Source organism: Salinicola rhizosphaerae, assembly GCF_014652715.1.
In the GTDB taxonomy this organism is placed as follows: domain Bacteria; phylum Pseudomonadota; class Gammaproteobacteria; order Pseudomonadales; family Halomonadaceae; genus Salinicola; species Salinicola rhizosphaerae.
The window spans coordinates 205848-225844 of the sequence record NZ_BMZI01000004.1; the positions used below are offsets into that span (position 1 = coordinate 205848).

A 19997-nucleotide genomic window follows, 5' to 3' on the forward strand; every position below is an offset into this window, starting at 1 on the left:
CCGCGTGCGGTGAGGACGGTGAGCTCGGAGATAGAAAATCGCGGTACGGGGATAGTCGGGCAGGCAATTATTCGCCATACTACTGGCTAGCCATACAGTATGCGGAGCGTGCGCCCATGAGCCGATATCGGCAGGGCGAGCGTTTCTTCTCATCCCTGCGCACTCATAGGAGACCTTCATGGCACAGGACGAAAACCGCAGCAAGGCACTCAATGCGGCTTTGTCACAGATCGACCGCCAATTCGGCAAAGGCACCGTGATGCGTCTGGGAGATACGCCGCGAACCGCGGTACCGGTCGTGTCGACGGGGTCGCTGGGGCTGGATATTGCGCTTGGCGTGGGCGGTCTGCCTTATGGGCGCGTCGTCGAAATCTTCGGGCCGGAATCTTCCGGTAAAACCACGCTGACGCTCTCCGTGATCGCGCAGGCGCAGAAGGATGGCAAGACCTGCGCCTTCGTCGATGCCGAGCACGCGCTCGACCCGAGCTATGCCGAGAAACTAGGCGTCGATCTCGACGAGTTGCTGGTTTCGCAGCCGGATACCGGCGAGCAGGCGCTCGAGATCTGCGACATGCTGGTTCGCTCCGGCGGCGTCGACGTGATCATCATCGACTCCGTGGCGGCGCTGACGCCGCGCGCCGAGATCGAAGGCGAGATGGGCGACTCCCACGTCGGCCTGCAGGCGCGTCTGATGTCGCAGGCACTGCGCAAGATCACCGGCAACATCAAGAACGCCAACTGCATGGTGGTCTTCATCAACCAGATCCGCATGAAGATCGGCGTGATGTTCGGCAGTCCCGAAACGACCACCGGCGGTAACGCGCTCAAGTTCTACTCCAGTGTTCGTCTCGACATTCGCCGTATCGGCTCGGTCAAGCAGGGCGATGAAGTGACCGGCAACGAAACGCGCGTCAAGGTGGTCAAGAACAAGGTCGCGCCGCCGTTCCGCCAATCCGAGTTTCAGATTCTCTATGGCAAGGGGATCTACCATGCCGGTGAGGTGATCGATCTCGGCGTGCAGTGCAATCTGGTCGATAAGGCCGGTGCCTGGTACAGCTACCAGGGCAGCAAGATCGGCCAGGGCAAGGCCAACGCCGCACAGTATCTGGAAGAGCATCCGGAGATCATGAAAGAGATCGAGGATCAGATTCGCGCGCAGCTGCTTGCCGTACCGGCGCCGAAGGAGAAAGAGAAGGCTGCCGACGCGGCCGTCGCCGAGGGCGACGATGCCGGTGACTCGCTGCTGTAGTCAGAAGCATGACTTCGAGAGCAAGAACCTGGAAGCCCGAACCTGGAAGCCCGAACCTGAAAGCCTGAGCCAGAGGATGTGAGCCACAGAACGTGAACCATAGAACGAGCTGACACGCGGCGAACCGTCAGTGGGCGCGCCGCTGGCCATGATGGAAAACTGATGACGCAGAACGCCGAACCCGACCCGCGCGAGATCGCCATTCAATTTCTGGCACGGCGAGAGTACTCTCGAGCCGAACTCGCGCAGCGACTGAGCGACAAGGGCGTAGCCGCAGAAGCGGTCGCGCCAGCGCTCGATGCGCTGTCCGCCGATGGGCTGCAGTCGGATGAACGCTTTGCCGAAGTTTTCGTGCGCTCACGCATCGCGCGTGGGCAGGGGCCGGTCAAGGTGCGCGCCGACATACGCACCCGTGGCATCGACGATGCGCTGGTCGGCCTGGCGCTGGAGGCCGAAGCGCCCGACTGGCAAGAGCTGGCGTGTCATGCGCTGGCCAAGCGCTTCGATGGGCCCGGGGCGACGCCGCGTGAGCGAGCCAGGCGGGAGCGTTTCCTCGCCGGGCGGGGCTTTGAATTCGATCACGTTCGTCACGCCATGAAATACGCCTGGGGGTGAACGTCTGCCGCCGCGAGGCGCTATTTTCCAGTCGGCTTACCCGCTGGCTCTCTCCACCGAGCCTTTTCTCGATCAGGTTTTTTCTAGACCAAGCTTTCTCTCGACCAGACTTTCTCTCCGCTGAACTCCCTCTTTCCGCCGAGCTCTCTCTCGATCCTGCCGCCATGACGTCCTGCAGCGGCGCCTGCCACTCAAGCCGTCGGCAGCCGGCCCGCCTTTAACCGAGACGAGCAGTCGCCATCGCATTCACGGCGAATCCTGGCGACACTGGGTGTCGCACTCGACAGACTGGCCGCCGCCTACGTTATACTAACGCGCTTTGCGATGGCCCGGAGCCGCAGTCAATGCGGCTTCGTTGCCCGGTTTTTGCGTCGCCACGAGGTCCGTTCGCCGCCGTGGGCACGCCTACTGCCACGGATTTGTCATGAAAAGTGCAGATATCAGACAGGCTTTCCTGAGTTACTTCGAGGAGCGCGGACACACCATCGTGCCTTCCGCCTCTCTGGTACCGGAGAACGACCCGACCCTCCTGTTCACCAACGCCGGCATGGTGCCGTTCAAGGATGTGTTCCTCGGGCGTGACCCAAGGCCCTACGTTCGGGCGACATCGGCCCAGCGCTGCGTGCGAGCCGGTGGCAAGCACAATGATCTGGACAATGTCGGCTACACCGCGCGTCATCACACCTTCTTCGAGATGATGGGCAATTTCAGCTTCGGTGACTACTTCAAGACCGATGCGATTCGCTTTGCCTGGACGTTCATCACCGAAGTGCTCGGCCTGCCGAAAGACCGTCTCTGGGTCACGGTGCACATCAGCGACGACGAGGCCGCGAAGATCTGGACCGACGATATCGGTGTCGACCCGGCGCGGATGTCACGTCTGGACGAGGACAACTTCTGGCAGATGGGCGATACCGGCCCTTGCGGTCCGTGCTCCGAGATCTTCTACGACCACGGGCCCGAAGTCTGGGGCGGCCCGCCGGGAAGCCCGGAAGAGGACGGCGATCGCTATATCGAGGTGTGGAACCTCGTCTTCATGCAGTTCGATCGCGATGCTTCCGGCAAGATGAATCCGCTGCCCAAGCCGTCGATCGACACCGGCATGGGGCTGGAGCGCATGGCCGCCGTCATGCAGGGGGTGCACTCCAACTACGAGATCGATCTGTTCCAGAACCTCTTGAAGGCAGCGGCCGAGCTGACCGGCCACGCCGACATCTCGACGCCGTCGCTGCGCGTCATCGCCGACCATATTCGTTCCTGCGCGTTTCTGATCGTGGATGGTGTTCTGCCGTCCAACGAAGGGCGGGGCTATGTGCTACGACGCATCATTCGCCGTGCGATTCGTCATGGCCACAAGTTCGGCGCGACCGAGCCTTTCTTCCACAAGCTGGTCGCCGCGCTGGATGCCGAAATGGGCGAGGCCTATCCGGAACTGCGCCAGATGCGCGAGCAGATCGAGCGGGTGCTGCTGAAAGAGGAACAGCAGTTCGCGCGGACGCTGGATCATGGCATGGGCCTGCTCGAGGAGGCGCTCTCGTCGCTTAAGGGCGACGTGCTGGCCGGCGAAACGATCTTCAAGCTCTACGATACCTACGGGTTTCCTTATGATCTGACGGCCGATGTCTGCCGTGAACGCGGCGTGACGCTGGACGAGGCTGGCTTCGAGCGCGAACTACAGGCGCAGCGTGAGCGGGCTCGGGCCGCCAGTCAGTTCGGCGGTGACTACGGCGCGGCGCTCGAGCTCGAAGGGGCGACCACGTTTACCGGCTACGATCGTCTCGAGGACAGCGCGACCGTCACGGCGATCGTCGACAGTGAAGGCAATCCGCTGGCTTCGTTGGAAGCCGACAGAAAAGGCGTGGTCGTGCTCGACCGGACGCCGTTTTACGGTGAATCCGGCGGCCAGGTCGGCGACTCCGGCTATCTGCTCGTGGCGGGTGGTCGTTTTCAGGTGACCGATACGCGCAAGCAGGCTGGCCACCATCTCCACGAAGGCGTGATGCTCGAGGGGGCTCTTTCGGTCGGTGATTCGGTGACGCCGCAGGTCGACCCGGCGCTGCGCCTGGCGACCATGCGCAACCACTCCGCAACGCACCTGCTGCACGAGGCGCTGCGTCAGACGCTGGGCGATCACGTCCAGCAGAAAGGATCCCTGGTCAGCGCGGAGCGACTGCGTTTCGATTTCAGCCATTACGAGGCGGTGACGCCTGATCAACTGGCGAAGATCGAGTGCATCGTCAATGCTCAGGTCCTGGCCAATGCGCCGACCCAGGTCGAGGAGATGACGCTGGAGCAGGCCAAGGCACGAGGCGCCCGCGCCCTGTTCGAGGCGAAGTATGCCGATAGCGTCCGCGTGTTGACGATCGGCAGCGACGACTTCTCGATCGAGCTCTGCGGCGGCACGCATGTGGCTCGCAGTGGCGATATCGGTCCGTTCCACATTGTCGGTGAATCCGGCACGGCCGCGGGTATTCGGCGGATCGAGGCGGTCACCGGCGAGGGCGCGCTGGCTTGGTTCCATGCCCAGGAGCAGGAGCTCAATGCGGTCGGCGAACGCCTGAAAGCCAAGCCGGACCAGATTGTCGAGCGCCTGGATGGCCTGCTCGAGCGTCAGCGCGGCCTGGAGAAGGAACTCGAGCGTCTCAAGTCGAAGCTGGCCAGCGCTGCCGGTGACGACCTGCTGTCCCAGGCTCAGGACGTGGCCGGTATTCGCGTGCTGGCGACGCGGGTCGAGGGGATTTCCGGCAAGGAGCTGCGCGGCCTTCACGACCAGCTCAAGCAGAAGCTCAAATCCGGCGCTCTAGTGCTGGCTGCCGTCCAGGAAGGCAAGGTCAGTCTGATTGCCGGCGTGACCGATGATCTAACGGCTAGACTGAAAGCCGGTGAGCTGGTGAATCACGTTGCCGCCCAGGTCGGCGGCAAGGGCGGCGGCCGCGCCGACATGGCGCAGGCGGGAGGCAGTGATCCCGCGGCGGTACCGGCGGCGCTGGAGAGCGTCCCGGACTGGGTCGCGCAGCGGCTCGGCTAAATGCATTCCGACTGGCGCGTAAGGCGCTCCGGTCGATAACGCAAGGGAGCGACAGACAGACTCATGGCGCTATACGTACAGAAGTTCGGTGGCACCTCCGTCGGCACGGTCGAGCGGATCAAGGCGGTTGCCGAGAAGGTCAAGCGCGACCGCGACGCTGGTCATCAGGTCGTCGTGGTGGTCTCTGCGATGAGTGGTGAGACCAATCGCCTCATCGACCTGGCCAGTCAGATCAACGAAGATCCGACGCCGCGCGAAATGGATATGCTGGTCTCGACCGGTGAACAGGTCACCATTTCGCTGCTGGCAATGGCATTGCATCAGTTGGGCGTGCCGGCGACCTCATACACCGGTGCTCAGGTCGGCATCCGCACCGATAGCGCGCACACCAAGGCACGCATCCAGCGCATCGAGACCGATGAGCTCAAGGACGATCTGGCCGAAGGGCAGGTCGTCGTCGTCGCCGGTTTCCAGGGTGTGGATGACGAAGGCAACATCACCACGCTGGGTCGGGGCGGCTCCGATACGACCGGTGTCGCACTGGCGGCGGCGCTCGATGCCGACGAGTGTCAGATCTACACGGATGTCGATGGCGTTTACACCACCGACCCGCGTGTCTGCTCGAAGGCGCAGCGGCTGGAGAAGATCACCGTCGAGGAGATGCTCGAGCTGGCAAGTCTGGGCTCGAAGGTGTTGCAGATTCGCTCGGTGGAGTTCGCCGGAAAATACAATGTACCGCTACGCGTGCTCTCAAGCTTCGAGGAGGGACCGGGCACGCTGATCGTGGCAGACGAGGAAATCGAATCGATGGAAGAACCGCTCATCTCCGGTATCGCTTTCACGGCGAGTGAAGCCAAGCTGACACTGCTGAATACGCCCGACGTGCCGGGTGTGGCGTCGCGGATTCTCGGCCCGATCGCCGACGCCAATATCGAAGTCGACATGATCGTTCAGAACGTGGCGCCGGCAGGCGACTACACCGATTTCACGTTCACCGTCGCCAAGGGCGACTACAAGCAGACCATGCGGATTCTGCAGAACGACGTGATTCCGGCGCTCGGCGGCGGCGATCTGCGCGGTGACGACAACATCGCCAAGGTGTCTCTCGTGGGTGTGGGCATGCGTTCGCACGCTGGCGTCGCGTCCAAGATGTTCCGGGTGCTCGCCGAAGAGAACATCAACATCCGCATGGTGTCGACATCCGAGATCAAGATCTCCGTGGTGATCGACGAGAAGGCGATGGAGCTGGCCGTGCGCGCGTTGCACACCGCTTTTGGCCTCGATAAAGACAGCATTCAAAGCGAATAATCCGAATAACACCTTCAAGATTGTCTCAGGCGTTCTACGCTTAGGGTGAGTTGGAACGAAGTGAAAGGAATCGAGCGCTTTTTTCAACGTAGCCACGGGTTGTCTAGGACGGCGTCATTGGCCTGCCGGCTTGTATGACGCATAATCGCTACTCGGGCAAACAGGCTGCGGTACCAGCGGCCCGAGAGCGAGACCCGAGAATGGAAGAAGGCCCTGAGAAGGAGATCAGAAAATGCTCATCCTGACCCGTCGCGTGGGAGAGACTCTCATGATCGGCGACGAAATCACCGTCACCGTGTTGGGAGTGAAAGGGAATCAGGTGCGCATCGGCGTCAATGCACCAAGGGATGTGGCCGTCCATCGTGAAGAGATCTATCAGCGCATTCAGCGCGAGAAGACTGAAGACGAAGACGGCGGTCCCGGCGCGTAAACGTTCGATGGGCGCCTTGGTACCGTCTGAGCTGGTGAAGTCGTCCCCTTTATCGGCTCGGGCTCCTCGATCGTTCCTGCCCGCTTTTCTTCGGTTCCGCTCCTCTTGTGTCCGCCCTCCGGTAACTCTTTATTCCTCTAAGGTTTTTCTGCAAAAAAGTTTGGGTTTTCGGCTGGACAAAGCCCAGCTAAATCGGTAACCTACGCGCCGTGTTGATCGGGGAGAGGTGGCCGAGTGGCTGAAGGCGCTCCCCTGCTAAGGGAGTATAGGGTTTATAGCCCTATCGAGGGTTCGAATCCCTCCCTCTCCGCCATTTCCGAGATTGGAAACCGCGATCAGCGCAGCAAGGTTTGCAGATTGATGTGATAAGCGCCCGTAGCTCAGCTGGATAGAGTACCTGACTACGAATCAGGTGGTCGGAGGTTCGAATCCTCCCGGGCGCGCCACAAAGCATGATTGAATCGATCTCTGACTTGCCCTGTTATCAGCGCCCGTAGCTCAGCTGGATAGAGTACCTGACTACGAATCAGGTGGTCGGAGGTTCGAATCCTCCCGGGCGCGCCATATTGACGACACCCGCACGCATCGCGTGCGGGTGTTTTCGTTTGTGGCTCATGGAAGTCCAGCCTGACACCTCGGAGGTTGTGCCGTGATTCGCTGGTTCGGCCGCATCGTCTGCGAGGGGTGTTTTGGCGCCGAGCCCGACTTCACTCGAGCCTCAAGCTGGACGCCAAGAAAGCGCGGCGCGCGAAGCGTTGCAGGCCGGGAGAGTCGTGGCCCAGGCGTCGAGGCGCTGGAGAAAGATGGCTAGATCCGTTTCACGACGAACCGCCGTGAAACAGGCGGCGGACTCGGCATCGCGCCCGCGCATGATGTTGAGCCACTGCTTGAGTAGCGACACGATGAACTTGTCCGCCATGCCGTCTGCGTGCTTCTGTTCGGCGTAGCGGCATAGTACGTCTCGCCGCGTCGACCAGGGCGTCGGTGCCAGCCGCTCGCCGGTCTGCTGCCAGTGGCGAATGCGGCGAGCCAGCCAGGGGTCCGCCAGCATTCCGCGACCCAGCATCACGTCCCGGCAGCCGGACAGCGAGCGCGCCTTCCAGTAATCCTCCAGTGTCCAGATATCACCGTTGGCGACGACAGGCACGCCGACGGCGGTGCGGATTCGCGCGATCCACTCCCAGTGCGCCGGTGGCCGATAGCCCTCGCGGCGTGTACGCGCGTGCACCACCAGTTCCTCGGCGCCTCCTGACTCCGCCGCCAGCGCGCAGGCAAGCGCCAGCTGCTTGTCGTCGAATCCGAGGCGCAGCTTGGCGTTGACGCTGACCCCATGGCGTTTTCCCGCCTCCGCCACGGCGGACACGACCCGATAGACGCGCTCGGGGGTTCGCAGGAGCGAGGCACCACCGTCGTGACGATTGACCGTCTTGGCCGGGCAGCCGAAGTTGAGATCGAGTCGCCTCACGCCCATCGAGATCGCCTGCTCGGCGTTGGCTGCCAGCGCCACCGGATCTGAGCCCAGCAGCTGGAGCGTCACGGGTACGCCGCTGGGTGTCCGTGGTCCGTGAGCCGAACCTGCTTCGGTCGAGGCAAGCTCCGGACAATGGCGCAGAAAGACACGAGGCGGTAGACGGGCGTCGACGACGCGCACGAACTCGGTCACGCACCAGTCGAGCGCCCCGTCGGCGCTGAGCAGTGCGCGCGTCTCGGCGTCGACTACGCCCTCCATCGGCGCCAGTCCGATACGGCCGAGCGCCGAGTGAACCGTAGCCGGCGTGCCGGCGAAACGGACGCCATCCTGGCGTCCGTGGACGAGAGGGGAAGAAAGGGGTGCGGAATTGGACACGGGTGCCTCCGGACGAACGGCGGCCACGCTAGCACATTCGACAGGGGGCGGGAACGAAAAGAGAGGCCGCGTCGCAAGAGACGCTGCCCGAATGGCGGAGCGTCAGGACCTGGCGGCGGCCCGCTGCTTGATGACCCGGCGTACGGTGAAGGCCACCGAGAGTACGGCCAGAATCAGCAGGCCCGCCGAGATCGGCCGCGTGAAGAACAGCGTCCAGTGTTCATCCGCCATCAGCGCTCGGCGCAGGTTGGTCTCGGCGATCGGACCGAGAATCACCCCGAGCACCAGTGGCGCCAGCGGGTAGTCGAGCTTCGCCAATACGTAACCGACCAGACCGATGCCGACCAGCAGATAAAGGTCGGTGATGCGGTTGTTGAGCGCCAGCGCCCCGACCGCGCAGCAGACCAGGACCACCGGTACGATAATCGATTTGGGAATCGCCGTGATCTTGAGAAACCAGCGCATGCTGAACAGGCAGAACACCAGCACCATGCCGGCCGCCAGGAACATCGCCAGAAACATGCCGTAGGCGAGGTCGGCGTTGTCCATGATCAGACGCGGGCCGACGCTGATGCCCTGCACCATCAGCGCCGCCATCAGCACCGCATCCACCGCGCTGCCGGGAATGCCGAGCGCGATCATCGGAATCAGACCGCCGCCGGCAGTGGCGGAGTTGCCCGATTCGGATGCCACCACGCCGTCGGCGATACCGGTGCCGAAACGCTCGGGGGTCCTGGAAGCACGTTTGGCCTGATCGTAGGCGATCAAGTTGGCGATACTGCCGCCGGCGCCGGGCACCGCACCGATAATGACGCCGACCAGCGACGATCGCAGCAGGTTGACCGGACGACTGAGCACCTCGCGCATGACGACGAACGGCTGGAACCGGATCTGTCCCTCGATTAGTGCGCCGCCCCGCTGCAGCGCCGTCGGGTTCTCGACCTCGCCCGCCAGTTGGCTGACCGCGAAGATGCCGATCAGCACGACCAGAAACGGGAATCCCGCCGCGAGCACGTCAATACCGAACGTGAACCGGGGTACGCCCATCATCGGGTCCTGGCCGACCGTGGCGATGAACAGCCCCAGCAGGCTCATCATCAGGCCCTTGAGGATCGAGTCGCCGACCAGGCTCGCAACGACGGTGACGGCGAACAGAATCAGCGAGAAGTATTCCCAGGGTCCCAGCTTGACGGCAATCAGCGCCAGCGGCGGCGCGGCGACCACCAGCACGACCGCACTCACCAGTGCACCGAAGAACGAGGCCCAGATACCCAGTCCCAATGCGCGGCCGGGCTCGCCCTTGCGCGCCATCGGATAGGCATCGAAGGTCGTCGCCACGGAGGAGGGTGTGCCGGGAATCCCCAGCAGAGCGGCGCTGATCAGACCGCCGGAACAGCCGCCGACGTAGACCGCCAGCATGGTTGCCACGCCCTGCAGCGGAGGCATGGTGAAGGTGACCGGCAGCGTCAACACGATCGCCATCGTCACGGTGAAGCCGGGAATCGCCGCCGCGATCACGCCGGCCACCACGCCGATCATCATGCTGACCAGCGTGGCCAGAGAAAACAGTTGTTCGACGCTGGAGAGCAGCGCTTCGGTCATCGGCATGCGGAAGGACTCCGGTCCCGTTGTTGTGGGGCGATGCAGGGAGACAATGGTGTCGAGCGGCGGTTCTTCGGATCGCCATCAATGCCGGGCATCACCACAGACGCCCCTTCGGCAGCGAGATCAGGAAAACATGGCTGAACAACGCATAGAGGCCGACGCTGAAGACGATGGCTACCACGATCGCGACGACCAGCCGCCGCCCATGCCGCGCACCGAGGAGCCACTGCACGGTGAGCAGGAACGCGAGCGAGGCGAGCATGAATCCGATCCACGGCATGGTCAGCGCGTAGATGGCGAAGGCGAACAGCGTGCCGAAGGCGAGCCGGCGTTCGTGACACCAGCGCGCGAATCCCACGCTGCGCTGCTGCGGCGCACGCCGGTAGAGACCGATCGACTGCACGATCAGGGCGAGGTTGAAGACCACCAGCGCGCCTAGCACCAGGCGCGGAAACGAGCCCGCGCCCAGAGGCTCCCACATCGATGACGGCAGCTCGCCCGCCTGCACGAACAGCGCCGAGAAGAGCGCGGCGAGGGCGACGTTGAAGAGCGTGTTGGCCAGCGCCTTGCCACGGGCGTGGTCGACCTCCCGCTCACTGCGGGAGGTCGCTTCGACGGCGTGATTCATCGCGCGAGTTTGCCGGAGAGACGCTTGACGGTCGCATCGACGCCAGCCAGGTAGTCGGCATAGGCCTGCGGACCCATGAATTCGACCTGCGCACCGGCGCGACGCATCTTCTCGATGAAGTCCGGATCCTGGGACATCGCTTCGAAGTCGGCGGCCAGTGTCTTGACCTTGGCATCATCGATGCCTTTGGGCGCGACGATGCCGCGATTGACGCTCAGGTTGAGGTTGTCGTAGCCAAGTTCCTTGAAGGTGGGAACGTCCGGCGTGGCATCGACGCGCTGTTGGCTGCCCACGGCGAGAAAACGCAGATCCCCGTTCTTCACGAACTCCAGACTCGAGGAGATATCGCCGATCGCGGCGTCGATATGTCCGCCGACGAGGCCACGAATGCGGGCACCGGTACCCTCGTAGCCGACGTAGCGGAACTTGGCGCCGATGGCGTCCTCGATCATCGCCGCATGGACATGCGGAATGCCGCCGAGCGTGGCGCCGACGCGAATGTCGCCCGGATGCGCCTTGGCGTACTTGGCAAAGTCGTCGAACGTCTTCCAGCCGCTGTCCGCATTGACCACCAAGTATTGCGGCGACGAGGCGAGAGACGCGATGGGCTGAAAGTCGTCCCAGTTGAGCTGCGTGAGGCCGGTCGCGTTGGCGGCCATCAGTCCTTCGTGAATCTGCCCCACGGTGTAGCCATCGGGGTCGCGCTGATCGAGCTCCTTCAACCCCAGCGTGCCGCTGACGCCAGGCATGTTGATCACCGGCATCGGCTGCCCGACGAACTCGTCCGCGGCATTGGAGATGATGCGCATCAGCGTGTCGCTACCGCCGCCCGGCGACCAGGGCACGATGAACTCGATCGGGTGATCGGGGTAGTCGGCCGCCTGGACGCTCGTGCTGGTGACGAGTGTCGTCGCGCCGAGCGCGCAGGTCAGCGACGCGATGGCGCTCCCGGCCGCGATCCAGCTGCCGAGTTGGTGGCGAGAGGCGTTTAGAAAGTTGCGGTAGAACATGAAAGATCCTTGGTTGTGGTTGTCATGGATGGTGGTTGTCATGGATGTCAGTCGCCGTCACGACTGAGGACTTGCCGGTCGTATTTTTATGGATAGCTTTCTTGTGAGGTCACCCTTGCCTCCGGTGCTTTTCTCGCTCACCCCAGCAGCAGTGCGCCGTACGCGAGTCCGAACAGCACGGCCCAGACCGGATGCAGCCGAAAGCGCCACAGCATGGCCACGGCGACTGCCGCGATCACCGCGGTGTGCAGCCAGCCGGCATCGGTCGCGCCTTCGTTCAGGAAAGACCAGGTGAGGTAGCCCATCAGCACCATGATGACCGGGCGCACCCACTGGCTCATGGATTTCACCTTGATCGAATCCCGGTAGCGATAGAGCGTGCCGAGTGCGACCAGCATCAGCAGGAGAGACGGTGCGACTGTGGCGAAGGTGGCGATTGCGCTACCGCCGATGCCAGCGACGTCGTAGCCGATATAACCCGCCATCTTGGTCGCGATGGGGCTTGGCAGGGTGTTGCCGAGCGCTAGCGTCTCGGCGAACTGCTGCGAGGTCATCCAGCCGTAGTGGCCGACGACTTCGTTCTCGATCAGCGGAATGATGGCAGGCCCGCCGCCGTAGCCGACGATATTGGGGATGAAGAAGGCGAGGAACAGATCCCAATAGATCACGACTTGCCCTCCGCCCCGGTGCGCGGGCCACGTTCCGGTCTGAGCAGCGCGGCGACCAGAATGACGGCGATCACCAGACCCGGATGGATGCCCAGGCCGTATATCAGTCCGCCGGCTGCAACACCCATGACGAGCGTCATCAGCCAGCCGAGCGCGGCGCGGGATTTCTGAAAGAAGTCCCAGGTCAGTTGGGCCATCATCACCATCACCACCGGAACCACGCCTTCGCTCATGCCGCGTATCCAGCTCTGATCGCGATAGCGGGTGAACAGTCCCAGCAGTAGTACCATGGCGACGATGCACGGCAGAATCACCGCGACGACGGCGTTGATGCAGCCCGCGATACCGCCGACGCGATAGCCGATGGTGCCGGCCATCTTGGTTGCGATCGGGCCGGGCAGGGTGTTGCCGATGGCCAGGATGTCGCCAAACGCCTCGTCATCCATCCAGCGGTAACGGGTGACCGCCTCGGCGCGAACCAGCGGAATCATCGAGGGGCCGCCGCCGAAGCCCAGCAGTCCGATGCGCAGAAAGGCCATGAACAGGTCGCGTTGGTGTGTCATTGCACTCATCTGTCACAGCACCGCGATGCTGGAGTCGGTGCGGGGTTCCGTGCCGCCGCAGTAGACGCCGCTTTGCGGGTCGCGCAGTATGATCTGGCCGCGGCCGTAACGCGTGCTGTCGACGGCGAGGCTGATCTGGTGGCCGCGATCCGCCATCTCGCGGATCAGATGCAGCGGATAACCCGGCTCGATGCCGATCTTGCGTCCGCCCATCCACTGCCAGCGCGGCGCATCCAGCGCCGCCTGCGGGTTGAGGCCGTAATCGACCAGGTTCATCACCACCTGCATGTGCCCCTGCGGCTGCATGAAGCCGCCCATCACGCCGAACGGCCCCAGTCCCGCGCCGTCCTGCGTCAGAAAGCCGGGGATAATGGTGTGAAAGGTCTGCTTGCCCGGCGCCAGGACGTTGACATGTGCGCTGTCCAGGCTGAAGCCATGACCGCGATTCTGCAGCGAGATTCCGGTCTCCGGGACCACTACGCCGGAGCCGAAGCCGTGATAGTTGCTCTGAATGTAGGAGACCATGTTGCCGTCGCTATCGGCGGTCGCGAGGTAGACGGTGCCGCCGGCGCTCGGCTCGCCCGGCGTCGGGTCGATGGCGCGCTCGCCGATGAGTTGTCGGCGTGTCTCGGCGTAGGATTCGCTCAGCAGAGCGTCGACGCTGACGCGCATCCGGTCGGCCTGGGTGATGTGATGGTGCCCGTCGGTATACGCAAGCTTCATCGCCTCGAACTGACGGTGGAGCAGCTGCGGATCGTCGCGAACGCTGGGGTCGAAACCCTCCATCATGTTGAGCGCCATCAGGGCGACCATTCCCTGGCCACTGGGCGGGATCTCCCAGACGTCGACGCCACGATAGTTGACCGAGATCGGCTCGACCCATTTGGGGGCGTAGTCGGCGAGATCCTCGGCACGTAGATAGCCGCCGGTCGCGCGGGAAAAGGCGTCGATCTTTTGCGCCAGCTCGCCGCGATAGAAGCTTTCACAGCGGCTGGCGGCGAGCGACTCGAGGGTGCGCGCCTGCGCTTCGTTGCGATAACGCTCGCCCGCCCGGGGAGCCTGTCCCTCGGGTGCGAAGGCGTCGAGCCATGGCGCTATGGCGGGATCGTCTGCCTTGGCGCGAAACTCTCTCTCTGCCCGCTGCCACAGCTGGCTGATGATCGGTGATACCGGAAAGCCGCTGCGTGCGATGCGAATGGCGGGTTCCAGCAGCGTGGCAAATTCGAGCTTGCCGTAGCTCTTGGAGAGTTCGGCCCAGGCGGCGGGAATGCCCGGTACCGTGACCGGCGTCCAGCCGTGTAGCGGCATCTCGTCATGCCCCGCGGACATCACGGTCTCTCGTGTCAGTCCCGCGGGGGCATGGCCGCTGGCATCGAGTCCATACAACCTGCCTTTTCCCTCGCTGTTGCCTCCGGCGCTATCGGCGATCCAGACCAGGGCGAAGGCATCGCCGCCGATGCCGTTGCCGGTCGGCTCGACGACGGTGAGGACCGCAGCCGTGGCGATGGCCGCATCGATGGCGTTCCCGCCCTTGGCGAGCATATCGCGTCCGGCCTGGGCCGCCTGCGGTTGGGAGGCAGCGACCATGCCGGTATCGGCGTAGGTGGCGCTGCGGCGTGAGGCATAGGGGTTGTTATGATCGAAGGCGAGGCGCATGGCCGGTTCTCGCTGGTTGTCAGGGGGGAGTGTCGTGAAGTCTTCATGAACACGAGCGAAGGCGTGCCGAGCACGTCTCGAATCGGTTAGGATAAAAAATCGATTTTTCACTATGACGTCGATTTTACTTGCCGGTCAAGCCCCGAGCGACAGGCTGCATCAGAGGAAATGACGCCCGCAGTCGGCGTGAGGGCGAGCTCACCGGGATGAGAATCGATGCAAGGCGGAGCCGTATGGACGATGGGGTCAATCGGGAGCAGGGTCTGACTGCCGCCAGTCAGGTCCATCTGGCGCTCAAACGCGATCTGATCGGCGGACGCTTCAGGGCGGGAGAAAAACTGGCCATCGCGTCACTGCGTCAGCACTACGGGGTCGGCTTGAGCCCGCTGCGGGAGGCACTGAACCGCCTGGCGGCCTATGGGCTGCTGGAGCAGGAGAATCAGCGTGGCTTCCGCGTGCCGACGCTGTCCCGCGCTGAACTCGACGATATTGCCGAGATGCGCCGCCGTCTCGAGGTGCAAGCGCTGACGCTCGCGCTGGAAAATGGCGACGACGAGTGGGAGGCGATGCTGCTCGGCGCCTTTCATCGCCTCAGGCGGGCGGACGAGGCACTGGGGGCGGACCCCGAGACACTCGAGCACTGGGAGCAGATGCACTTGCAGTTCCACCGCTGTCTGCTCGCGCCCTGCGGCTCGAAATGGCTACTGCGATTCATCGAGCAGCTTCACGACCAGTTCGACCGCTATCGGCGCCTGGCGCCGGCCAATCACGGCATTCGCGAGACACTGGACGCACAGCACGAGGACCTGGTGGCACTCGCTATCGAAAGAAGGGTAGGGGGCGCCGTCGACATGCTGCAGACGCACATCCGGCTCTCTCATGAGGTGGCCCAGGGCGCTTGTACATGAAAGGGTGCATGTTCATGAAGGGGCGCTTGTCCACGACGGGCACGCTGGTTGATGAAGGTGGGCGAAGCGGGCTGCGATCAGCGCCTTGATCGATCGGCAGCGTCAGATCAGGGCGCGAGCACGGCCATGCGCCCCTTGAGCCGGTGCTTGAGGGATTCCAGGGCCAGTGAGTCATCGCTTGGCCAGGCCAGCGTCAGCGTAACGCCATCGCTACCGTAATCGGCGCCATCGACCGTCACGTCATGCTCGCCGAGCCAGTGACGGGCATCCGCCTCCAGACTGAAGTCGACGTGGACGATGCATGGTCGGCGCTCGATGAAATCCCGGCGGGGCAGCGTTTCCAGGGCGTCGAGAACCGCTCGGGTATAGGCGCGGACCAGGCCGCCCGTCCCCAACTTGGTGCCGCCAAAATAGCGCGTGACGACGGCGGCGATCTGTCCAAGCTGACTACCCTCCAGCGCCTGGAACATCGGCCGCCCGGCGGTGCCACCGGGTTCGCCGTCGTCGGAAAAGCCGATCGCGATCTGCTCTCCGGGCGGGCCGGCGATGAAAGCGGAGCAGTGATGACTGGCCTCGGGATGGGTGGTTCGCGCCTCGCCCAGCAGCCACTCCGCCGCGGCCATGTCGGGCGCGTGGCAGAGCCAGCAGAGAAAACGGCTGCGTTCGACCTCGATGTCGTGGCTGTGGAAGTGCTGTGGGGCGATGTCCGGAATCGGATAGCGCATCGGGGTTTCCCTTCCGGCGGGGCGTTCAGGCCGCCTCGGGCGGGTTGCGCATCACGCCCATGACCAGCCCGAGCACCTGCACATCTTCGTTCTTGAGATAGATGGGCGGCATGGTGTCGTTGGCAGGCTGCAGCCGCACGCCTGATTTCTCGATGAACAGTTTCTTGAGCGTCACTTCCTGATTGTTGATCAGCACGACGGCGGTTTCGCCGTTCTCCGCGGATTCGTAGCGTTCGATGATGATGACGTCACCATCGAAGATATTGGAATCGATCATCGAATCCCCGCGCACGCGCAGTGCATAGGTGTTGCGGCGCACGAGCCGAGCGGGTACGTGGACCGTGGCGTTGTCGAGACACGCTTCCATCGGCAGCCCGGCGGCAACCTGTCCCAGCAGCGGGATCTCGACGAGATCGGTCGCGTCGATCGTTTCCCAGTTTCCGTCGATCAGCGGCAGATTGGGCTGGCGCTGAAGATAACTCGGTGCGGTGGTTGTCATCGTCTTCTCCCGAGAAGGACGCCGTCATCATAGCAAGGACGCGACATTGGGCAAGGCGTCGACCTTCGGGTGTGGTCGCTTCTGCCTCTGCCGGTCGCGGTCGCGTCTGGCCGACGCTCGCTGGTGCTGGCGAGTCGGTGGTAAAGTGGCGCCCCGATCATGCCCAGCGCTGGCGAGGCGCGTGCGGGTCAAGCGTGAGAGTGAGGCGTGTAAAAGCCTGTAAATGAGACGCTGGTGAGAGCGAGGAGACGTTGGTGAGAGCGAGGAGACGTTGGTGAGAGTCGCCCTGGATGCCCGCGACCTGGCCTGCGAACGAGACGATCGCTGGCTCTTCGAGGCGCTCGAACTGCAGGTTCGTGATGGTGACATGCTGCGTATCGAGGGGGCCAACGGTAGCGGCAAGACCACGCTGCTCAAGATCCTCACCGGGCAGCTGAGCCCGCAGGCCGGCAAGCTGGAGTGGCACGGCGAACCGCTGCGCCGCGTCAAGGACACGTTTCTTCGTTCGCTGCTCTTCATCGGCCATGCGCCGGGGGTCGCTGCGGCCTTGAACGGGCAGCAGAATTTAGCCTGGTCGGCCGCCGTGGCGGGCGTGGAGGCGCCCTCCCGCGCGATCGATCAGGCGCTTGCGGGCGTCGGGCTGGCAGGCTTCGAGGACGTGCCGGCGGCACAGCTCTCCGCCGGTCAGCAGCGCCGCATCGCGTTGGCCAGACTGGCGCTCATTCCGCGCCCGCTCTGGATTCTGGACGAGCCATTCACCGCCATCGACAAGGACGGCGTGGGCTGGCTCGAGCAGCGTCTGGTGGATCATGCCGATCGCGGTGGGGCGGTGATCATGACGACGCATCATACTTTTCAGGCTAACGATCGTGTAAACTCGGTCCTCCTTGGAGCGGCAGGATGACGCGAGGCGCATTGAACCAAAGTCGTACTGACGCTGTCGGAGCTCCGTCCGCGACGGTCGGGCTGGTGGGTGCCTGTGCCGCGCAGGTTCGGCGAGAGCTGGCCGTGGCGCGTCGGCGCGGCGGTGAGTGGCTGAATCCGCTGATTTTCCTGGCACTGGTAACCATGCTGTTCCCGCTGGGCATCTCGCCGCAGCCCGATCTGCTGGCAACCATTGCACCTGGTCTACTTTGGGTCGCTGCGCTGTTGGCGATGCTGCTTTCGCTGGATGCGCTGTTCCGCAGCGATCATGCCGATGGCAGTCTCGAACAGATGATGCTCGCTCCTCAGCCGCTGGCCGCGCTCTGCCTGGCCAAAGTGGCGGTTCACTGGTTGTTGACCGGCGTACCGCTGGCGCTGTTTGCGCCGCTGCTGGGCGTGATGCTGTCGCTGCCGACGGCCGGCAGTCTGACGCTGATCGCCTCGCTGCTGCTGGGCAGCGCCACCTTGAGTCTGATCGGGGCGATCGGCGCCGCGCTGACAGTGGGGCTGCCGCGCGGCGGAGTGCTGCTGTCGCTATTGATCCTGCCGCTTTACATTCCGGTGCTGATCTTCGGTGCCGGGGCCGTGCAAGCCGCGGTGCAGGGCGGCTTTGCCGGCCCGGCGCTGGCCCTGCTCGGCGCGATGCTGGCGCTCGCGCTGGTCGGTGCCCCGTTCGCCATCGCGGGGGCGCTGCGCATCAGTATTCATGGTTGATCGACGGGGTCGATAGAGCCTCGCACGCTGCATTTGCCGGAAAGCCCCGATCTGCGGAATGAACCCGCGAGAGGGGTTTGCAAGATGGGCAGGTGAAGAAACAGGACCGCAGAGAAACAGGACCGCGGAAAAAGATGTGGACCTTCATACACAAGCTGGGCTCGCCGAAGTGGTGCTATTCACTCTGCGGACGCCTTCAGCCCGGATTCTGGATCGCCGCACTGCTGCTGATCGCGGTCGGCAGCGTCTGGTCGCTGGCCTACTCGCCGCCCGACTACCAGATGGGCAACAGCTATCGCATCATCTACGTGCATGTCCCGTCGGCGATTCTCGCGCAGAGCGTCTTCGTGTCGATGGCGATCGCTTCCGCCGTCTTTCTGATCTGGAAGATCAAGATCGCGGACATGGCTGCGACCGTGATGGCGCCGTTCGGCGCCGCAATGACTTTTCTCGGGCTGTTCAGCGGCTCGCTATGGGGCGTGCCGACCTGGGGCACCTGGTGGACCTGGGACGCTCGCCTGACGGCGATGCTGATCCAGCTCTTCCTTTACATCGGCGTCATTGCCCTGCGGGGGGCCTACGGACGTAACGACCAGGGGGCGAAGGCGGTTGCCGTGCTGACACTGGTTGGCGTGGTCAACATCCCGATCATCAAGTACTCGGTGGTGTGGTGGAACACGCTGCATCAGCCGGCAACCTTCACCCTGACATCACGTCCGGCGATGCCCGAGTCGATGTGGATGCCGCTGCTGATCATGGTGCTGGGATTTTACTGTTTTTTCACGGCGCTGACCCTTTATCGGCTGCGCAACGAGATCATCCGACGCGAATCGCGCACCCGCTGGGTGCAGGCGCTGGCCGAATAGCAGCGGCCGGCTGCGGGGTCGCTCGGCCTGACACCGACGACGATCTGCCCGCCCAGCCGCGACGCGACAAGATATCAAGAGAACCGTGACATGGCTTTCGATTCACTCTCCGCCTTTCTCGACATGGGCGGTTATGCCAAATATGTCTGGCCCGCCTGGGGCCTGACCCTGTGTGCGCTCATCGGCTTCGCCGTCTGGGCACGGATGGAGCGTCGCCAGCTGATTCGACAGCTCGAGCGTCGGCGCCGGCGCGAGGCGCGTAGCGCATGAGAGCCAATCGAAAACGCCGCCTTATCATCGTGCTCGGCCTGGTTGCGCTCGCCGCGGTTGCCGTTGGCCTTACGCTCTATGCGCTCCGCGCCAACATCAATCTGTTCTTCACGCCCTCTCAGATCGCGGCAGGCGAAGCGCCGCACGATCGCACCATGCGCATCGGCGGCGTGGTCAAAAAAGACAGCGTCAATCGCGACAGCAACTCGCTGCAGGTGACGTTCGTGGTGACCGATTTCGCCAAAGATGTGGAGGTCAGCTACGACGACATCCTGCCGGATCTGTTTCGCGAGGGGCAGGGCGTAGTGATCGTCGGCAAGCTCGACGACAGCAATGAATTCATCGCCCAGCAGGTGCTGGCCAAGCACGACGAGACCTACATGCCGCCCGAGGTCGCTCAGGCGCTGAAGGCGACCGGCAATTTACCCGATGGCAGCGTCCCGTCCTCGTGAGGCGGGCAATGCGTGGACAGGTGCGAGTGATTC

20 protein-coding genes and 3 tRNA genes are annotated in these 19997 nt (G+C 63.7%); 14 read left to right on the forward strand and 9 right to left on the reverse strand.

Annotated elements, in window-relative coordinates; genetic code table 11:
- Positions 1–178: 178 nt before the first annotated feature.
- From recA to IE125_RS09710, 8 genes are all read left to right on the forward strand, one after another.
- Positions 179–1249, forward strand: coding sequence for a recombinase RecA (recA, locus tag IE125_RS09675; RefSeq protein ID WP_189444465.1), 1071 nt, complete (start codon positions 179–181; stop codon positions 1247–1249).
- Positions 1250–1411: 162 nt separating this feature from the next.
- Positions 1412–1864 (forward strand): regulatory protein RecX, encoded by a 453-nt coding sequence (locus IE125_RS09680; RefSeq protein ID WP_189444466.1) that lies wholly within the window; start codon positions 1412–1414, stop codon positions 1862–1864.
- 424 nt (positions 1865–2288) lie between these two features.
- Positions 2289–4892, forward strand: coding sequence for an alanine--tRNA ligase (gene alaS / locus IE125_RS09685; protein WP_189444467.1), 2604 nt, complete (start codon positions 2289–2291; stop codon positions 4890–4892).
- 63 nt (positions 4893–4955) lie between these two features.
- Positions 4956–6200, forward strand: coding sequence for an aspartate kinase (locus tag IE125_RS09690; protein ID WP_189444468.1), 1245 nt, complete (start codon positions 4956–4958; stop codon positions 6198–6200).
- A gap of 232 nt (positions 6201–6432) precedes the next feature.
- The gene (gene csrA / locus IE125_RS09695) at positions 6433–6630 is read left to right on the forward strand and encodes a carbon storage regulator CsrA (protein WP_189444469.1); all 198 of its coding nucleotides are present in this window, start codon (positions 6433–6435) and stop codon (positions 6628–6630) included.
- Between the two features lie 220 nt (positions 6631–6850).
- Positions 6851–6943: transfer RNA gene (locus IE125_RS09700), tRNA-Ser, on the forward strand.
- Between the two features lie 56 nt (positions 6944–6999).
- A tRNA-Arg gene (locus IE125_RS09705) sits at positions 7000–7076 on the forward strand.
- Positions 7077–7117: 41 nt separating this feature from the next.
- Positions 7118–7194 (forward strand) — tRNA-Arg (locus IE125_RS09710).
- Positions 7195–7348: 154 nt separating this feature from the next.
- On the opposite strand, the gene IE125_RS09715 is transcribed toward IE125_RS09710, so the two are convergent.
- The 7 genes from IE125_RS09715 to IE125_RS09745 all read right to left on the reverse strand — a co-directional run bounded on the left by IE125_RS09715 (position 7349) and on the right by IE125_RS09745 (position 14606).
- A complete protein-coding gene (locus IE125_RS09715; RefSeq protein ID WP_189444785.1) occupies positions 7349–8359 on the reverse strand; it encodes a tRNA dihydrouridine synthase in 1011 nt (336 codons plus the stop codon).
- Positions 8360–8578: 219 nt separating this feature from the next.
- Entirely contained in the window at positions 8579–10084 is a 1506-nt protein-coding gene (locus IE125_RS09720; RefSeq protein ID WP_229809029.1) for a tripartite tricarboxylate transporter permease, read from the reverse strand.
- A gap of 91 nt (positions 10085–10175) precedes the next feature.
- Positions 10176–10709, reverse strand: a complete 534-nt coding sequence (locus tag IE125_RS09725; protein ID WP_189444470.1) for a tripartite tricarboxylate transporter TctB family protein — start codon at positions 10707–10709, stop codon at positions 10176–10178.
- Complete coding sequence (locus tag IE125_RS09730) at positions 10706–11719, reverse strand: Bug family tripartite tricarboxylate transporter substrate binding protein (protein ID WP_189444471.1); 1014 nt, start codon at positions 11717–11719, stop codon at positions 10706–10708. Before IE125_RS09730 ends, IE125_RS09725 begins: the two co-directional genes overlap by 4 nt.
- A 137-nt stretch (positions 11720–11856) precedes the next feature.
- A complete protein-coding gene (locus IE125_RS09735; RefSeq protein WP_189444472.1) occupies positions 11857–12387 on the reverse strand; it encodes a chromate transporter in 531 nt (176 codons plus the stop codon).
- Positions 12384–12950 (reverse strand): chromate transporter, encoded by a 567-nt coding sequence (locus IE125_RS09740; protein WP_373297392.1) that lies wholly within the window; start codon positions 12948–12950, stop codon positions 12384–12386. Before IE125_RS09740 ends, IE125_RS09735 begins: the two co-directional genes overlap by 4 nt.
- A gap of 12 nt (positions 12951–12962) precedes the next feature.
- Positions 12963–14606 carry a gamma-glutamyltransferase family protein gene (locus tag IE125_RS09745; RefSeq protein ID WP_189444474.1) on the reverse strand — a complete coding sequence of 548 codons (1644 nt, stop codon included), beginning with the start codon at positions 14604–14606 and terminating at the stop codon, positions 12963–12965.
- A 233-nt stretch (positions 14607–14839) separates the two neighbouring features.
- On the opposite strand from IE125_RS09745, the gene IE125_RS09750 reads away from it, so the two are divergent.
- Entirely contained in the window at positions 14840–15514 is a 675-nt protein-coding gene (locus IE125_RS09750; RefSeq protein WP_189444475.1) for a GntR family transcriptional regulator, read from the forward strand.
- Between the two features lie 107 nt (positions 15515–15621).
- On the opposite strand, the gene IE125_RS09755 is transcribed toward IE125_RS09750, so the two are convergent.
- Positions 15622–16239: an IMPACT family protein gene (locus IE125_RS09755; RefSeq protein ID WP_189444476.1), complete on the reverse strand. Its 618-nt coding sequence runs from the start codon at positions 16237–16239 to the stop codon at positions 15622–15624.
- Positions 16240–16264: 25 nt separating this feature from the next.
- Positions 16265–16738 (reverse strand): LexA family protein, encoded by a 474-nt coding sequence (locus IE125_RS09760; protein ID WP_189444477.1) that lies wholly within the window; start codon positions 16736–16738, stop codon positions 16265–16267.
- Positions 16739–17012: 274 nt separating this feature from the next.
- Here IE125_RS09760 and ccmA point away from each other — a divergent pair, with 274 nt between their 5' ends.
- The 5 genes from ccmA to ccmE all read left to right on the forward strand — a co-directional run bounded on the left by ccmA (position 17013) and on the right by ccmE (position 19964).
- A complete protein-coding gene (gene ccmA, locus IE125_RS09765) occupies positions 17013–17642 on the forward strand; it encodes a cytochrome c biogenesis heme-transporting ATPase CcmA (RefSeq protein WP_189444478.1) in 630 nt (209 codons plus the stop codon).
- 11 nt (positions 17643–17653) lie between these two features.
- On the forward strand, positions 17654–18376 hold the full coding sequence (ccmB, locus tag IE125_RS09770; protein ID WP_229809030.1) for a heme exporter protein CcmB: 723 nt from the start codon (positions 17654–17656) through the stop codon (positions 18374–18376).
- 134 nt (positions 18377–18510) lie between these two features.
- Entirely contained in the window at positions 18511–19242 is a 732-nt protein-coding gene (locus IE125_RS09775; RefSeq protein WP_189444480.1) for a heme ABC transporter permease, read from the forward strand.
- Positions 19243–19332: 90 nt separating this feature from the next.
- Positions 19333–19512: a heme exporter protein CcmD gene (gene ccmD, locus IE125_RS09780; RefSeq protein WP_189444481.1), complete on the forward strand. Its 180-nt coding sequence runs from the start codon at positions 19333–19335 to the stop codon at positions 19510–19512.
- Positions 19509–19964 (forward strand): cytochrome c maturation protein CcmE, encoded by a 456-nt coding sequence (ccmE, locus tag IE125_RS09785; protein ID WP_189444482.1) that lies wholly within the window; start codon positions 19509–19511, stop codon positions 19962–19964. Before ccmD ends, ccmE begins: the two co-directional genes overlap by 4 nt.
- The last annotated feature ends 33 nt before the right edge of the window (positions 19965–19997 follow it).

Coding starts and splice junctions, on each gene's coding strand:
- IE125_RS09725 (WP_189444470.1), bottom strand. CDS start 10,709: ATGAATCACGCCGTCGAAGCGACCTCCCGCAGTGAGCGGGAGGTCGAC.
- IE125_RS09750 (WP_189444475.1), top strand. CDS start 14,840: ATGGACGATGGGGTCAATCGGGAGCAGGGTCTGACTGCCGCCAGTCAG.
- IE125_RS09745 (WP_189444474.1), bottom strand. CDS start 14,606: ATGCGCCTCGCCTTCGATCATAACAACCCCTATGCCTCACGCCGCAGC.
- IE125_RS09690 (WP_189444468.1), top strand. CDS start 4,956: ATGGCGCTATACGTACAGAAGTTCGGTGGCACCTCCGTCGGCACGGTC.
- IE125_RS09730 (WP_189444471.1), bottom strand. CDS start 11,719: ATGTTCTACCGCAACTTTCTAAACGCCTCTCGCCACCAACTCGGCAGC.
- IE125_RS09715 (WP_189444785.1), bottom strand. CDS start 8,359: ATGGAGGGCGTAGTCGACGCCGAGACGCGCGCACTGCTCAGCGCCGAC.
- recA (WP_189444465.1), top strand. CDS start 179: ATGGCACAGGACGAAAACCGCAGCAAGGCACTCAATGCGGCTTTGTCA.
- IE125_RS09680 (WP_189444466.1), top strand. CDS start 1,412: ATGACGCAGAACGCCGAACCCGACCCGCGCGAGATCGCCATTCAATTT.
- IE125_RS09760 (WP_189444477.1), bottom strand. CDS start 16,738: ATGACAACCACCGCACCGAGTTATCTTCAGCGCCAGCCCAATCTGCCG.
- ccmE (WP_189444482.1), top strand. CDS start 19,509: ATGAGAGCCAATCGAAAACGCCGCCTTATCATCGTGCTCGGCCTGGTT.
- alaS (WP_189444467.1), top strand. CDS start 2,289: ATGAAAAGTGCAGATATCAGACAGGCTTTCCTGAGTTACTTCGAGGAG.
- IE125_RS09720 (WP_229809029.1), bottom strand. CDS start 10,084: ATGCCGATGACCGAAGCGCTGCTCTCCAGCGTCGAACAACTGTTTTCT.
- IE125_RS09740 (WP_373297392.1), bottom strand. CDS start 12,950: ATGACACACCAACGCGACCTGTTCATGGCCTTTCTGCGCATCGGACTG.
- ccmD (WP_189444481.1), top strand. CDS start 19,333: ATGGCTTTCGATTCACTCTCCGCCTTTCTCGACATGGGCGGTTATGCC.
- IE125_RS09755 (WP_189444476.1), bottom strand. CDS start 16,239: ATGCGCTATCCGATTCCGGACATCGCCCCACAGCACTTCCACAGCCAC.
- csrA (WP_189444469.1), top strand. CDS start 6,433: ATGCTCATCCTGACCCGTCGCGTGGGAGAGACTCTCATGATCGGCGAC.
- IE125_RS09775 (WP_189444480.1), top strand. CDS start 18,511: ATGTGGACCTTCATACACAAGCTGGGCTCGCCGAAGTGGTGCTATTCA.